At 41.3% G+C, this 14,900-nt stretch carries 14 protein-coding genes and 1 riboswitch; of the genes, 10 read left to right on the plus strand and 4 right to left on the minus strand.

The genetic code is table 11. From position 1 onward, the window contains the following. Nucleotides 1-9 precede the first annotated feature (9 nt). Nucleotides 10-573, plus strand: a complete 564-nt coding sequence (locus QM382_RS06250; RefSeq protein WP_414272800.1) for a DNA-3-methyladenine glycosylase I — start codon at nt 10-12, stop codon at nt 571-573. 54 nt (nt 574-627) lie between these two features. On the opposite strand, the gene QM382_RS06255 is transcribed toward QM382_RS06250, so the two are convergent. The 4 genes from QM382_RS06255 to QM382_RS06270 all read right to left on the minus strand — a co-directional run bounded on the left by QM382_RS06255 (nt 628) and on the right by QM382_RS06270 (nt 3,912). After that, entirely contained in the window at nt 628-1,665 is a 1,038-nt protein-coding gene (locus tag QM382_RS06255; RefSeq protein WP_414272801.1) for a S66 family peptidase, read from the minus strand. Nucleotides 1,666-1,816: 151 nt separating this feature from the next. Further along, nucleotides 1,817-2,080, minus strand: coding sequence for a SemiSWEET family transporter (locus tag QM382_RS06260; protein ID WP_004250486.1), 264 nt, complete (start codon nt 2,078-2,080; stop codon nt 1,817-1,819). A 200-nt stretch (nt 2,081-2,280) separates the two neighbouring features. Further along, a complete protein-coding gene (locus QM382_RS06265) occupies nt 2,281-2,955 on the minus strand; it encodes a DUF1129 domain-containing protein (protein ID WP_016466360.1) in 675 nt (224 codons plus the stop codon). A 12-nt stretch (nt 2,956-2,967) separates the two neighbouring features. After that, on the minus strand, nt 2,968-3,912 hold the full coding sequence (locus tag QM382_RS06270; protein WP_004250490.1) for a magnesium transporter CorA family protein: 945 nt from the start codon (nt 3,910-3,912) through the stop codon (nt 2,968-2,970). A gap of 142 nt (nt 3,913-4,054) precedes the next feature. Here QM382_RS06270 and uvrA point away from each other — a divergent pair, with 142 nt between their 5' ends. From uvrA to QM382_RS06315, 9 genes are all read left to right on the plus strand, one after another. Next, nucleotides 4,055-6,886, plus strand: a complete 2,832-nt coding sequence (gene uvrA, locus QM382_RS06275) for an excinuclease ABC subunit UvrA (protein WP_414272802.1) — start codon at nt 4,055-4,057, stop codon at nt 6,884-6,886. Beyond that, complete coding sequence (locus QM382_RS06280) at nt 6,879-7,940, plus strand: M24 family metallopeptidase (RefSeq protein WP_414272803.1); 1,062 nt, start codon at nt 6,879-6,881, stop codon at nt 7,938-7,940. Before uvrA ends, QM382_RS06280 begins: the two co-directional genes overlap by 8 nt. Nucleotides 7,941-7,990: 50 nt before the next feature. Continuing rightward, nucleotides 7,991-8,147: riboswitch (M-box (ykoK) riboswitch) on the plus strand. A 192-nt stretch (nt 8,148-8,339) separates the two neighbouring features. Further along, complete coding sequence (gene mgtA, locus QM382_RS06285; protein WP_414272804.1) at nt 8,340-11,000, plus strand: magnesium-translocating P-type ATPase; 2,661 nt, start codon at nt 8,340-8,342, stop codon at nt 10,998-11,000. Between the two features lie 135 nt (nt 11,001-11,135). Continuing rightward, nucleotides 11,136-11,534, plus strand: a complete 399-nt coding sequence (gene spx, locus QM382_RS06290; RefSeq protein ID WP_000591164.1) for a transcriptional regulator Spx — start codon at nt 11,136-11,138, stop codon at nt 11,532-11,534. Between the two features lie 60 nt (nt 11,535-11,594). Next, entirely contained in the window at nt 11,595-12,167 is a 573-nt protein-coding gene (locus QM382_RS06295) for an SP0191 family lipoprotein (RefSeq protein WP_414272805.1), read from the plus strand. A gap of 97 nt (nt 12,168-12,264) precedes the next feature. After that, nucleotides 12,265-12,531, plus strand: coding sequence for an IreB family regulatory phosphoprotein (locus tag QM382_RS06300; RefSeq protein WP_004250500.1), 267 nt, complete (start codon nt 12,265-12,267; stop codon nt 12,529-12,531). Between the two features lie 3 nt (nt 12,532-12,534). Beyond that, entirely contained in the window at nt 12,535-12,954 is a 420-nt protein-coding gene (gene ruvX / locus QM382_RS06305) for a Holliday junction resolvase RuvX (protein ID WP_070678388.1), read from the plus strand. Between the two features lie 15 nt (nt 12,955-12,969). Continuing rightward, nucleotides 12,970-13,275 (plus strand): DUF1292 domain-containing protein, encoded by a 306-nt coding sequence (locus QM382_RS06310; protein ID WP_000017624.1) that lies wholly within the window; start codon nt 12,970-12,972, stop codon nt 13,273-13,275. Nucleotides 13,276-13,645: 370 nt separating this feature from the next. Then, complete coding sequence (locus QM382_RS06315; protein WP_414272806.1) at nt 13,646-14,896, plus strand: bifunctional folylpolyglutamate synthase/dihydrofolate synthase; 1,251 nt, start codon at nt 13,646-13,648, stop codon at nt 14,894-14,896. Nucleotides 14,897-14,900: the final 4 nt, after the last annotated feature.

Raw genomic sequence — 14,900 nt, forward strand, 5'->3', positions numbered from 1 at the left:
GAGATTTATATGACAAAACGCTGTGGTTGGGTTAAAATGAACAACCCCCTCTATATAGCTTACCACGATGAGGAATGGGGACAACCCCTACATGACGACCAGACGCTTTTTGAGTTGCTTTGCATGGAAACCTATCAGGCTGGTCTGTCTTGGGAAACAGTGCTCAATAAACGTCAAGCCTTCCGAGAAGCGTTTCACGGATATCAAATTCAAGCGGTCGCAGAGATGACTGACTCTGAATTGGAAGCTTTAATGGACAATGTAGCGATTATCCGAAATCGAGCTAAAATTTTTGCGACACGTGCCAATGCCCAGGCCTTTCTACAAGTGCAGGCAGACTATGGTTCTTTTGATGCCTATCTTTGGTCTTTTGTCGGTGGAAAGACGATTGTGAATGATGTGCCTGATTACAGCCAGGCGCCTGCCAAAACAGGTCTATCTGAGAAATTATCCAAAGATCTCAAAAAACGAGGCTTCAAGTTCACAGGCCCAGTCGCCATCTTGTCATTTTTACAAGCTGCAGGTCTGGTTGATGACCACGAGAATGATTGTGAATGGAAAAGCGGTAAGTAGTGAGTACAGATAGCGAAAGTATTTGAGAATATAGAAAAAGCTGAGAAATTCATCTCAGCTTTCTTTGTTATAGTCAAAGCGAATGACTTGCTCCGTTGCATCTACATACGCGTGGACTCCAAAGGGAACAATTGCTCTTGGTGTGGCATGACCAACGTTTAGATTATAGACAATCGGGGTATTGCTGTCAATGATATCCAATAGTGCCTCTTTATAGTCGTCATAGAAAGTTTCATCCATAGGTTTTCCGACCAAGAGTCCACTGATGACTTCAAATATCCCAGTTTCTTTTAAAGCCTGCAACATTTTTTTGAAATCATCAGGTTCAGGCTTTTCTTCACTTGTTTCTAGCAAGAGGATTTTTCCTTTCCAGTCGGATAAGTCAGGGAAGAGTCTGTACTTTTGGCAGAGTTCTGTACTGTCTACATATCGAGAGTTGTCAAAGATATCGTAGAGGGATTCGAGGCAACCACCGAGGATTTTTCCCTCGAACTGGGCAGTTCCTTGTAGCAAGTCAAAACCTGTATTTGCATGGCTGACACGAGGTATTCCCAAAGCTTTGGGACTGAAGTCAGTTCTTTCCTCATACCAAACGTCACTAGGTCGAATTTCCGAGATTCTTCCCGTCTCAATCAATTCTTTGAAGTAGTGAAGGCTATAGGCTAACATTTCTTTGTCTAATTCACAAATGTCTGCTAAAAAGGATTGACCATAAAAAGTTTTAACACCTAGTTTATGCAACATGAGATGGTTCATGGTTGTATCCGAGAAACCAAGAAAAATCTTTTGTTTGATAACTTTTTCTAGTTGGTCATTTTCAAAAAGGTAGGGCAACAAACGATAGGTATCATCTCCACCGATGGCGCATAGGATCATGTCGATACTATCATCAGAAAAGGCTTGCATCAAATCCTCCGCACGCGCTTCAGGATGGTCCTTGATAAAGTCTAAGCCTTTTAACGAATGGGGCAAAAAGATAGGATTAAGTCCCAGATCCTTGAGACGTTGGACACCCAAGTCCACTTCGTGTTTGACAAAGTCTTCTCCGATAATGCCACTAGACAAACTAACAATACCAATAGTAGAAACCATATCTCATCCTCCTAGAAATAGATTGATGCTATTGTATCACAAAAGAAGAGGGGAAACAACAAGAATTAGAATCAGAAAAAGGCTTTTAGATCACGAAAGTAAGCAAAAAAGCAACCGCTCGATGTGGTTGCTTTTTATAGTAGTTGCATTCTTATAGAGCAGTAAGGAAGGTCAGTCCGCCAAGGATAACCCCAGCCGAGTTTGGAATGATTAGAATCCAGTCTTTCTTAGGCTCTTTTGTCCATCCATAAATGACCCAGATTAAGCAAGAAACAGCTGCTGATAAAGGTTGGAATGGTTGAGCTTTATTTCCTTGTAAATTGGCAAAAATTTGGGGGATGTAGGCTATAAATACAATAATTCCGATAAAGGCACCAATTGAACCAACAATTTGATTAATTCTCTGTTTAGTCATATATACTTCTCCTTATTACTTTATTAGTATAACAGAAAAACAACTTGGATTCAAGGACAAAACCTCGGGATTTTAAGGGGAGCCGTTACATTAGAACGTTTTTAGAAAATGTAGCTACTTTTCTTTGGAGAATCAAAAAATGCTTTGGAGCCATAATAAAAGTAGTCTGTCTGTAAAACACACTACTTTTTTTGTTTATCTTAATATCTAGCTGGTCCAGCACTTGCGCTCTTGATGTTGAAACGTTTTTTGAGGTAGAAACGTAGGGCAAGAAGTGCTCCTCCAATCACCAACAAAACAAGTGGTGGGAGACTAATATTGATGGCTTGTGGAAGGAAGTTACTCAAGAAGAGGATGAGAACCCAGGCAAACATAGTTGCTAACATAACCAAAAGTGATTTCCAGAATGGAGGGCGTTGGCTACGGTCAGTATCTGGTCCGTAGTAGCGGTATATGAAGTGGTAGAGAAGGTAAAAGGCAACTCCACCAAAGGCCCCTACACTGATAAGTGTTACCAATCCGTAAGCCACTGGTTGGTTTGAGAAGAAGCTCATCAAGGCACTAACTACTGCAAACAGTCCTGTGATGAAAAGGGCTGAATCCAACATCATCAATTTTGGATCGTCGTTTTCCTTTGGATGTTCTTTCTCGTATTGCTCTTTTTCGCTAAAGCTGTGAGCCCAGTGAGTTGGTGCTCCGTAAATTGAACGAGCAGTTACACCTTTTGGTTGTTCTTCAAGGATATGAGGAATGACTTCTTCAAGGATGGCCTTGATTTCAGCGTCGGTTTTTCCGTCCTTGAGAAATTGTTGGGTTGCAATGTGGATAAATTCTTGGTTTTTCTTGGTTAATTCTTTTAAATCAATCTGTGACATAATAACTCCTGTTTAGAACCATTTTTTATGGATGAGGTAAAGAGTGAGAGAAACACTCATAGCAAAGGCGATAAAGACGATGAGCCAAAAAGCATGCGGTTCTCCGTTTAAAGGAATTTCATTATCCTTAAAGTTCATACCGTAGGCTGAGAAAATCATGGTCGGGATGGACATAACGATGGTCACGAGGGCCAAGGTTTTCATGATATTGTTCTGGTTGTTTGAAATGATAGAAGCGAAGGTCTCTGTCATAGAGTGAAGGACGTTTCCATAGATGTCCGCCATCTCGATGGCCTGTTGCGTTTCAATCAAGGTATCTTCCAGTAAGTCTTCGTCTTCGAGATATTTCTTGATATTGCTAGTTGCGCTGGTCAATTTTTTAATCACGCGCTCGTTTGTCTTAAGAGAGGCCTTGAAGTAGACGATAGTCTTTTCCAACTCCATGAGTTCAATCAATTCTTCATTTCGAGTAGATTTGTGAAGTTGGGTTTCGATTTGCTCACTCTTACGTTCAATTGAACGAAGGGCTGTCAGATAAATTTCAGCGTTGCGGTAGAGGATTTGAAAGATAAAGCGCGAACGCATAAAGGTATAGAAATTCCGAAGTCTCCGATTGATAAAGACATCTAGAAGTGGGAGAGGCTCCAAGCAGGTGGTGATGATAGCCTCTTCTGTGATGATAATCCCCAAGGGAATAGTCACATAGTAGGTGCGATTATTTCTCTCTTCAGTAATGGGAACGTCCACGATGATCAGAGTGTATTCATCTTCGATAGTGATACGAGACATTTCTTCCGCATCGAGTGGTGCACGGAGGTCGGCGATATCAATATCAAAGGCAGAAGCAATTTCCATCGATTCGCTCTGGGTAGGATTGACGAGATTGATCCAAGTGCCCGGCTGGAGCGTATCGATCTCTTTAAATTCAGTTGTTGTTGAGAGAAAGACTTGTTTCATATCTCCTATCCTTTCCTAATCTATTCTGTGTTTAAGTGATTTTTAGCACCGTACTATTATACTACAAAATCGGCTTTTTTGGTAATAGAATTTCACTTTTTTTGGTATAATGGAAAGCAACAATGGACTAGAAAGAAGTAACATGCAAGATAAGATTGTCATCCATGGGGCACGCGCCCATAATTTAAAAAATATTGACGTGGAAATTCCACGTGACAAGCTAGTTGTGGTGACGGGGCTGTCGGGTTCGGGCAAGTCGAGTCTTGCCTTTGATACCCTGTATGCAGAAGGGCAACGCCGCTACGTAGAGAGTTTATCAGCCTATGCTCGTCAGTTTTTGGGCAATATGGAAAAACCAGATGTGGACTCTATCGATGGTCTCAGCCCTGCCATTTCTATTGACCAGAAGACGACCAGTAAAAATCCTCGTTCGACGGTTGGGACAACGACGGAAATCAACGACTATCTGCGTCTCCTATATGCACGTGTCGGAACACCTTACTGTATCAATGGACATGGGGCTATCAAGGCTTCGTCTGTCGAACAGATCGTAGACAAGGTATTGGAATTGCCAGAGCGCCAGCGTCTGCAGATTTTGGCTCCTGTTATTCGTAAGAAAAAAGGGCAACATAAGACTCTGATTGAAAAGATTCAAAAGGATGGTTACGTCCGTGTCCGTGTCGATGGAGTTGTCTACGATGTGACCGAAGTTCCTGAACTTGAAAAAAATAAACAACACACCATCGATGTGGTGGTAGATCGTATTATCATCAAGGAAGGTATCCGTAGTCGTCTCTTTGATTCCATCGAAGCAGCCCTTCGTATCGCAGAAGGTTATGTGGTTATCGATACTATGGATGATTCGGAGTTACTCTTTTCAGAACATTATGCCTGCCCAGTCTGTGGTTTTACAGTTCCAGAACTAGAACCTCGTCTCTTCTCTTTCAATGCACCGTTTGGTTCTTGTAGTGAGTGTGATGGTTTGGGGATCAAGCTAGAGGTTGATACGGACTTAGTCGTACCAGATGCTAGCAAGACCCTTCGTGAGGGAGCCTTAGCACCTTGGAACCCTATCTCTTCTAACTATTATCCAAATATGCTAGAACAAGCCATGACAGCCTTTGGAGTGGATATGGATACTCCTTTTGAGGCCTTGTCTGAGGAGGAGAAACATCTCATTTTCTATGGTTCAGATGGTAAGGAATTCCATTTCCATTATGAAAATGAATTCGGTGGAGTTCGTGATATCGATATTCCATTTGAAGGAGTGGTTGGAAATATCAAGCGTCGCTATCATGAAACAAATAGCGACTACACTCGTACACAAATGCGTCTCTATATGAACGAGCTGACTTGTGGCACCTGTCATGGTTATCGTCTCAATGACCAAGCCTTGTCTGTTCGTGTAGGAGGAGAGAAAGGACTCCATATCGGAGAAATTTCAGACCTCTCCATCGCAGACCATTTGGAAGTTATTGACCAGCTAACCCTATCTGAAAATGAGGCTATTATCGCTCGTCCTATCCTGAAGGAAATCAAGGACCGCTTGACCTTCCTCAATAACGTGGGTCTTAACTATTTAACGTTATCCCGCTCGGCAGGAACCCTATCAGGTGGGGAGAGTCAACGTATTCGTTTGGCGACCCAGATTGGTTCCAATCTCTCAGGAGTTCTCTATATCCTTGATGAGCCATCCATCGGTCTTCACCAGAGGGACAATGACCGCCTGATTGCCAGCCTGAAAAAGATGCGTGACTTGGGGAATACCTTGATCGTGGTGGAACACGATGAAGATACTATGCGAGAAGCTGATTATCTGATTGACGTTGGCCCTGGTGCAGGTGTCTTTGGTGGAGAAATTGTTGCTGCAGGAACGCCTAAACAGGTAGCTCGCAACAGCAAATCCATTACAGGACAGTATCTGTCAGGGAAACGCGCGATTCCAGTGCCGTCAGAACGTCGTGTAGGAAATGGACGCTTTATCGAAGTGATAGGCGCGCGTGAGAACAACTTGCAAAACATCACCGCTCGTTTCCCACTAGGAAAATTCATTGCGGTGACAGGGGTATCTGGTTCAGGGAAGTCTACCTTGATTAATAGCATCCTCAAAAAGGCTATTGCACAAAAGCTCAATCGCAATTCAGACAAGCCTGGTAAGTTTAAAACCATTACAGGGATTGAACATATCGACCGTCTGATAGATATTGACCAAAGTCCAATCGGACGAACACCGAGGTCCAACCCTGCTACCTATACAGGTGTCTTTGATGATATTCGGGACCTCTTTGCTCAGACAAATGAAGCCAAGATTCGTGGCTATAAGAAGGGGCGTTTCAGTTTCAACGTCAAGGGCGGTCGCTGTGAAGCTTGCTCGGGTGACGGGATTATCAAGATTGAGATGCACTTCTTGCCAGATGTTTACGTAGCCTGCGAAGTCTGTCATGGGACTCGCTACAACAGTGAAACGCTAGAAGTTCACTACAAGGAAAAGAATATCTCGCAAGTCTTGGATATGACGGTCAATGACGCAGTGGAATTTTTCAAACACATTCCGAAAATTCAACGCAAACTCCAGACTATCAAGGATGTTGGTCTAGGCTATGTGACCTTGGGACAACCAGCCACGACACTTTCTGGTGGAGAAGCGCAGCGTATGAAGCTGGCTAGTGAGCTCCATAAACGCTCGACCGGTAAATCCTTCTACATTCTAGATGAACCGACAACTGGTCTTCATACCGAGGATATCGCTCGTCTGCTTACCGTTTTGTCTCGCTTTGTCGATGATGGCAATACAGTTCTCGTGATTGAGCACAATCTAGATGTTATCAAAACAGCAGACCATATCATTGATTTAGGTCCAGAAGGCGGTGTTGGTGGTGGTACCATCATTGCAACAGGAACTCCAGAGGAAGTAGCTGCCAATGAAGCAAGCTATACAGGACAGTATTTGAAAGGAAAGTTACATCATGAATAAACGTGTGCAAGCATTTCTCGATAAAATGCAAGAAAAAGAACTAGATGGAATCATTATCAATAACCTTAAAAATGTCTACTATTTGACAGGATTTTGGGGTTCAAATGGGACAGTCTTTATCAGTCGTGACCGTCAGGTCTTAGTGACAGATGCTCGCTATATTATCGCTGCTAAGCAAGAAGTTACTGGTTTTGAGATTTTTGCAGAGCGTGACGAGTTGGCTACTATCGCAAAAATTGCAAAAGATATGGGTCTTTCTCGTATCGGGTTTGAAGATGAGATTTCAGTTTCTTATTATCATCGCATGCAAACCGCCTTTGAAGGTTTGGAACTAGTTCCACAAACTCAGTTTGTTGAAGCGCTTCGTATGATAAAGGACGAGACAGAGATTGCGACGATTCGTAAGGCTTGTTCAATATCAGACCAAGCTTTCCACGATGCCCTTGAATTTATTAAGCCAGGGAAGACTGAGATTGAAATTGCCAATTTCCTCGACTTCCGCATGCGTGAGTTGGGAGCGGCAGGCTTGTCTTTTGATACCATCCTAGCGAGTGGAATCAACTCTTCTAAACCCCATGCTCACCCAATGCATAAACCAGTAGAACTAGGCGAAGCCATTACTATGGACTTCGGTTGCCTTTACGAGCATTATGTGAGTGATATGACACGGACCATCTATCTAGGCCATGTCAGTGACGAACAAGCAGAAATCTACAACACTGTTTTAAAGGCTAACCAAGCATTGATTGACCAAGCTAAGGATGGCTTAGGTTTCCGTGATTTTGATAAAATCCCTCGTGATATTATTGTGGAAGCAGGCTATGGAGAATACTTTACACACGGTATCGGGCACGGTATTGGACTTGATATCCACGAAGAACCTTACTTTAGCCAAACTTCCAAAGAAGTTATTAAATCTGGAATGGTCTTGACTGATGAACCTGGTATTTATATTGAAGGGAAATACGGAGTTCGTATCGAAGATGATATCTTGATTACAGATACAGGTTGTGAGTTATTAACCCTTGCTCCAAAAGAATTAATCGTAATCTAAGAAAAATGAGATAAATCGTTGACTTTTACTAGTTAAAGGTTTATACTGAAAGGCGAAAACGGTAGGTGAGGCTACCATAGGGATACGGATGACTACCGCAAAACAGTGGAGACACTACTCGTTGGTCAACAGTCCTGGTCGCGAAGGTCAAGACTAAGCTCATTACATCGCCCTATGGAGTTAAAGCTTGAACGAAAACAGACAATAAGTTTTTTAGTCCTGCCATTTTATGGCAGGACTTTCTGCTGTTTTAAAACAAAGAAAGGAGACAAACGATGCAAATTGACGATCATCCAGAACCGCACATACACAGCCAATCGCTGATTTGTGTCGTTCTGTCCTTATAAAGTGATTGGTCCCTGTGTATGAAATCACTATTCATATAGATAGGAGAAACCAATGAAAACTACAAAAGAAAGACTAGCAACAGCTATTCAAACTCCATTCAAAGAGAGTCTAGCTTTTTACCATACAAGTCTAAAAGGCTTAGACCAAGAACAAGTTGAAGAAAACCGTGACCTATATGGTGAAAACACCATTACCAAGGGTCAAGAGGATTCCATCTTTAAAAAGATTTATGAGTCCATTATCAATCCTTTCACAATCATTTTACTTGTGATTGCCTTTATTTCTCTCGTTACAAACGTCTGGCTTGCCAAACCTGGCCAAGAGGATCCTACGACCTCTATCATTATCGTTGTCTTGATTTTGATATCAGGAGGTATCCGTTTTGTCCAAGAATTGCGGAGTGACAAGGCAACAACCAATCTTTCAAAAATGATTGTCAATACAGCAACTGTTATTCGCGATGGTCTTGAACAAGAGTTACCCATCGATGACTTGGTTGTGGGAGACCTCGTGAAATTGAGCGCTGGAGATATGATTCCAGCAGATGTCATCTTATTTGAATCACGAGACTTTTTTGTTCAACAGTCAGGTTTGACTGGAGAAAGTGATGCAGTCGAAAAACTTGCTTTAAATAAAGCCACCAATCAAAATGTAGATAGCCTACTAGAAGCAGAATCTTTGGCATTCATGGGGACAAACGTTATCTCAGGAAGTGCTACAGCTATGGTTTTAGCTGTTGGTGATGACACCATGATGGGAGCTATTGAACAGACTCTCAACACCTACGATGAACCAACTTCTTTTGAACGTGAAATGAACAGCATTTCTTGGCTCTTGATCCGTTTGATGCTTGTCATGGTTCCGATTGTGTTTTTCGCAAATGGTTTGACCGATGGAGACTGGCTAGAGGCTGGAGTCTTTGCCTTGAGTGTTGGTGTCGGACTTACACCAGAAATGCTTCCAATGATTATTACAGCCAGCTTGGCCAAAGGTTCTATTATCATGGCCAAGGAAAAGGTGGTTATCAAAAAACTTAATGCTATCCAGGACTTAGGAGCAATCGATATCCTATGTACGGACAAGACTGGAACTTTAACGCAGGATGAGATTGTTTTAGAATATCCTTTGGATATTCACGGTGATTTGGATATGGCGGTCTTAAGAAGAGCTTATCTAAATTCACATTTCCAAACCGGTTTGAAAAACTTGATGGACCGTGCCATTATCAGTAGAACTGAAAAAGAAGCTAAAGAACATGCTATTCTACAAAATTTGGATACTAGCTTCCAAAAAATCGACGAACTTCCATTTGACTTTGAGCGCAGACGCATGAGTGTTATCGTCAAAGATGATAGCAATGTTGTTAGTATGGTGACCAAAGGCGCCTTGGAAGAAATGTTGACCATTTCGACACATGTGGAATATCGTGGAGAAATAATCCCTATTACGGAAGGTATTCGCCAAGAAGTACTGGCAGAAGTTGGTCAATTAAATCGTCAAGGTTTACGTGTATTAGGTGTTGGTTACAAGTCAGGTCTACGTGAAGATTATGCCTATGCTGTGACTGATGAAAGTGACATGATCCTTACAGGTTACCTTGCCTTTTTGGATCCACCAAAACCATCTGCAGCACCCGCTATTCAAGCTCTACTTGAGCATGGTGTCAAAACAAAAATTTTAACTGGAGATAACGAGAAAGTAACCCAAGCTATCTGTGAAAAGGTTGGATTGGACGTTGAACATATGCTCTTAGGTGCTGACATTGATCAAATGACAGACCAAGAATTGGCAGAAGCGGTTGAAAGTGTAACAGTCTTTGCCAAATTATCTCCTGACCAAAAAGCTCGAATTATTCTACAATTGAAGAAAAATGGTCATGCCGTTGGTTATATGGGTGACGGTATTAATGATGCCCCATCTATGAAGGTGGCAGATGTTGGAATTTCCGTTGATACAGCAGTAGATATCGCAAAGGAAACAGCTGATGTTATTTTGCTGGACAAGGATCTCATGGTTCTTGAAACGGGTATCGTTGAAGGCCGGAAGGTCTACGCTAACATGACCAAATATATTAAGATGACCGTTAGTTCAAACTTTGGGAATATCTTCTCTCTATTGGTTGCAAGTATTTTCTTGCCATTTTTACCAATGGCTCCTGTTCATCTCATTGTCCTAAACCTAGTCTACGATTTATCTTGTGTGGCATTGCCGTTTGATAATGTGGATCAAGACTTCCTAAAACAACCCCATACATGGGAAGCAAAATCCATTACTAGATTTATGGTTTGGATGGGTCCAATCTCATCTGTCTTTGACATTTTGACCTTTATTTTCCTCTACTTTATTATTGTTCCTTTGATGACAGGCTATCATTATGTTCATGGTTCTGAATCTGCCCTTCAGTTTATTATCTTGTTCCAAACAGGATGGTTCATCGAATCTATGTGGTCTCAAACTATGGTTATCCATATGCTTCGTACGGCAAAAGTTCCTTTTGTACAAAGCAGACCAGCTTGGCTTGTAATCTTGACAACCTTGGTTGCCGCAATTTTCGTAACTAGTCTGCCTTATGGACCGCTAGTAAATATTCTTCGTTTAGCTCCATTAGGACTTCCTTATTTCTTGTTCCTAACCTGTATTATTTTCTTGTACATGTTTAGCGTCACAGTTATTAAGAAATGTTACATTAAGAAATATAAAGAATGGTTATAGTTCGGTTTTTGTCAAGAAAAAAGATAGAAAACTGGGGAAAAAGTTAAATTTTTTTAAAAATAGGTCGCAAGTCCGATGTTTTTTATGGTATAATAGAATAAACTGATAGTAACATGTAGCGAAAGGGGTAGGTACATGATCAAAATTTATACAGTCTCAAGTTGTACTAGCTGTAAAAAAGCTAAAACCTGGCTCAATGCCCACCAGTTAAGTTATAAAGAACAAAACCTTGGAAAAGAAGGAATTTCGCGAGAAGAATTATTAGATATTCTAACAAAAACAGACAATGGAATTGCGAGCATTGTATCATCAAAGAATCGCTACGCTAAAGCTCTTGGAGTTGATATTGAAGATTTGAGTGTCAATGAAGTGCTTAATTTAATCATGGAAACACCACGCATCCTAAAAAGTCCAATTCTTGTTGACGAGAAACGTTTACAAGTTGGCTATAAAGAAGATGACATTCGTGCCTTCTTGCCACGCTCTGTCCGCAATGTAGAAAATGCAGAAGCACGTTTACGTGCAGCACTATAAAACATAAAGGCTGGGAGTGACTCCTAGCCTTATTTGATAGATAAATAAGGAAAAATAAATATGAAGAAGATAGTTATCGGTACAGTTGCGCTCCTATTTTTGCTAGCTGGCTGTGGACAGAAAAAAGAGTCTGCGGAACCTTCTAAAGATACAACGACAGAAGCTCTTCAATCAACTTTGCCAGTTCTAGAAAATGCCAATAACAATACAGTTGTAACAAAGACGCTTGTTCTACCTGCTGACGAAAATGGGGTTCAACAAACCCAGACCATTACCTATAAGGGCAAACAGTTCTTGACCTTAACGATTCAGCAAAAACGACAAGTTTCAGAAGACCTCAAGAACTTTATTGCAGAGCATGGATTAGAGGAAGCAAAAAAGGCCTTGAAAGAAGGAGAAGACAAGGATGAATCGGTCCAAGAAGCACGTAAAATTCCTGGATTTAACCTTGAAACCAATCTTTTAAGTGAAATCGAGATTGAAACAAAAACAAGTTATGATTTTCAAGTTCTAGACGTTAAAAAGGCAAGCGAAAGCGAATATTTAAAAAATGTGGGATTAGAAAATCTACTAAAAAATGAACCAGAAGAATATATTGAAAATCGAGTTGCAAGTGGCGCGACTGTCCAGTAAGGAAGTCACAGAAAATCAGCAAAATCAGGCTGTGTCATTTGTAGAATGGCTGTGAATGTGCTATAATAGTACTATTCTAAGGAAAGAGGGTGTTAGAATGGGATTTACTGAAGAAACCGTACGTTTTAAATTGGATGATTCCAATAAAAAAGAAATTAGTGAAACATTGACAGAAGTCTATGCTTCATTGAATGAGAAGGGGTATAACCCTATTAACCAAATTGTGGGCTATGTTCTCAGTGGAGACCCAGCCTACGTTCCTCGTTACAATAACGCAAGAAATCAAATCCGTAAATACGAACGCGATGAGATTGTTGAAGAATTGGTCCGCTACTACCTTAAGGGACAAGGAGTCGATCTATAACCAATGAGAATTATGGGGTTGGACGTTGGTTCCAAAACAGTAGGAGTAGCGATTAGCGATCCGTTAGGGTTTACAGCACAAGGGCTCGAAATCATCCAAATCAATGAAGATCAAGGAGAGTTCGGCTTTGAACGACTCAAGGAATTGGTTGACACCTATAAGGTAGAGCGCTTTGTTGTTGGTTTACCTAAAAATATGAACAATACCAGTGGACCTCGGGTGGAAGCCAGTCAAGCGTATGGAGCAAAACTGGAAGAACTCTTTGGCTTGCCAGTGGAGTACCAGGATGAGCGCCTGACCACGGTTGCTGCTGAGCGCATGTTGATTGAGCAAGCAGATGTTAGTCGCAATAAGCGTAAAAAAGTTATTGATAAATTAGCAGCTCAGTTGATTTTGCAAAATTATTTAGATAGAAAATTTTAAGACAGAGGAGAAACTATGTCACACGATCACAACCACGATCACGAAGAACGTGAACTTATTACACTTGTAGATGAGCAAGGAAACGAAACTTTATTTGAAATCCTTTTGACTATTGACGGAAAAGAAGAATTTGGTAAAAACTATGTTCTTCTTGTACCAGTTAATGCAGAAGAAGATGAAAACGGTGAAGTTGAAATCCAAGCATACTCATTCATCGAAAATGAAGATGGAACTGAAGGTGAATTGCAACCAATCCCTGAAGATTCAGAAGATGAATGGAACATGATTGAAGAAGTCTTCAACAGCTTTATGGAGGAGTAAAAACGTTCGGGGAACGTTTTTAGCCCAACTCCTAGAAACTAGAAAGAGTTGGAACATCCGGGGGATGTTTTTAGCCCTGCGCTAGAAAATAGAAACGCAGGTAGTCTGGGAGACTGTATCACCCCAGTTCCTTAAAATAAGAGAGAACTGGTAAGTCCAGTGGACGTTTTTAGCCCAACTCCTAGAAACTAGAGAGAGTTGGAACATCTGGGGAACGTTTTTAGCCCAGTTCCTTGAAATAAGAGAGAGATGGTAAGTCCAGTGGACGTTTTTAGCCTGACGCTAAAAATAAAATTTAGCTAGTATCTAGCAAAATGAGTAAAAAGCGAAGAAATTCTTCGCTTTTTTATTAAGGATTAAGGAGATAAGCATGTTTGAAGTTGAAGAATGGCTTCATAGTCGGATTGGCTTGAATTTCAGATCAGGATTGGGACGGATGCAAAGAGCGGTGGATTTGCTGGGGAATCCTGAGCAAACCTATCCAATTATCCATGTGACAGGGACAAATGGCAAGGGATCAACTATTGCTTTTATGAGGGAGCTTTTTGTTGCCCATGGGAAAACGGTTGGCACCTTTACTTCGCCCCACATTGTCAGCATCCATGACCGTATCTCTATTAATGGTGAGCCTATATCGGACGAAGATTTTATTCGTTTAGCAGATCAAGTCAAAGCAATGGAGCAAAGACTTCTAGAAACCCACGATCAGCTATCTTTTTTTGAGTTGCTGACCTTGATTGCTTTGCTTTATTTTAAAGAGCAAAAAGTAGATTTGGTCCTACTGGAAGTTGGGATAGGTGGACTTCTTGATACCACTAATGTGGTGACAGGAGAAATTGCAATCATCACATCAATCGGCCTCGATCACCAGGAAACCTTGGGCGATAGTTTAACAGCAATTGCAGAGCAGAAAGCAGGAATTTTTAAGCCCGGGAAATCAGCTGTGATTGCAAATTTAGCACCGGAAGCCCAACTCGTTTGTCAAAAAACTGCTACTGATTTGGGTGTAAGTCTCTACCAAGCCAATAAAGATTTTTCTTTCCGAAATGGGAACTTCTATTCTTCTCTAGCTGACTTTAACCACCTAATATTGGGATTAGAGGGAACCTATCAGGAGGAAAATGCATCTCTTGCCTTGCAGGCTTTTCTACTATTTATGGTACAAAGAAACGAGAAAGTAGATCAAGAAGCAGTACGTGCTGCCTTGCAAGCTACTAAATGGGCTGGAAGGCTAGAAGCTGTCACTGAGCACATCTATTTGGATGGAGCTCACAATTTACCAGCTCTAGAGCGTTTGGTGGAGTTTATCCAAGAAAAAATCCAGCAAGGGTATCAGCCTCACATCCTATTTGGTGCGCTAAAGCGGAAAGATTATAGTGGGATGCTTACTTATTTAACAGAGCATTTACCTGATATAGCTCTCTATGTTACGAGTTTTGACTATCAGGGTTCCTTGGAAGAGCAAGACTTTGGAGATTATACAAGCATTGCTTCATATCGAGATTTTATAGATAATTTTGAGAGTTCTGCAGGGGAGCAAGACTTGCTATTTGTGACAGGATCTCTCTATTTTATATCAGAGGTTCGCGCTTGTTTCATGGCCTCAGAGTCATTTGATTGACCCT

It is taken from the genome of Streptococcus infantis (assembly GCF_047465185.1).
Lineage (GTDB): Bacteria > Bacillota > Bacilli > Lactobacillales > Streptococcaceae > Streptococcus > Streptococcus infantis_O.

What these genes read in the sequence shown, in the direction of transcription:
- QM382_RS06250 (WP_414272800.1), top strand. Translation starts at nt 10, where the DNA reads ATGACAAAACGCTGTGGTTGGGTTAAAATGAACAACCCCCTCTATATA.
- QM382_RS06255 (WP_414272801.1), bottom strand. Translation starts at nt 1,665, where the DNA reads ATGGTTTCTACTATTGGTATTGTTAGTTTGTCTAGTGGCATTATCGGA.
- QM382_RS06260 (WP_004250486.1), bottom strand. Translation starts at nt 2,080, where the DNA reads ATGACTAAACAGAGAATTAATCAAATTGTTGGTTCAATTGGTGCCTTT.
- QM382_RS06265 (WP_016466360.1), bottom strand. Translation starts at nt 2,955, where the DNA reads ATGTCACAGATTGATTTAAAAGAATTAACCAAGAAAAACCAAGAATTT.
- QM382_RS06270 (WP_004250490.1), bottom strand. Translation starts at nt 3,912, where the DNA reads ATGAAACAAGTCTTTCTCTCAACAACAACTGAATTTAAAGAGATCGAT.
- uvrA (WP_414272802.1), top strand. Translation starts at nt 4,055, where the DNA reads ATGCAAGATAAGATTGTCATCCATGGGGCACGCGCCCATAATTTAAAA.
- QM382_RS06280 (WP_414272803.1), top strand. Translation starts at nt 6,879, where the DNA reads ATGAATAAACGTGTGCAAGCATTTCTCGATAAAATGCAAGAAAAAGAA.
- mgtA (WP_414272804.1), top strand. Translation starts at nt 8,340, where the DNA reads ATGAAAACTACAAAAGAAAGACTAGCAACAGCTATTCAAACTCCATTC.
- spx (WP_000591164.1), top strand. Translation starts at nt 11,136, where the DNA reads ATGATCAAAATTTATACAGTCTCAAGTTGTACTAGCTGTAAAAAAGCT.
- QM382_RS06295 (WP_414272805.1), top strand. Translation starts at nt 11,595, where the DNA reads ATGAAGAAGATAGTTATCGGTACAGTTGCGCTCCTATTTTTGCTAGCT.
- QM382_RS06300 (WP_004250500.1), top strand. Translation starts at nt 12,265, where the DNA reads ATGGGATTTACTGAAGAAACCGTACGTTTTAAATTGGATGATTCCAAT.
- ruvX (WP_070678388.1), top strand. Translation starts at nt 12,535, where the DNA reads ATGAGAATTATGGGGTTGGACGTTGGTTCCAAAACAGTAGGAGTAGCG.
- QM382_RS06310 (WP_000017624.1), top strand. Translation starts at nt 12,970, where the DNA reads ATGTCACACGATCACAACCACGATCACGAAGAACGTGAACTTATTACA.
- QM382_RS06315 (WP_414272806.1), top strand. Translation starts at nt 13,646, where the DNA reads ATGTTTGAAGTTGAAGAATGGCTTCATAGTCGGATTGGCTTGAATTTC.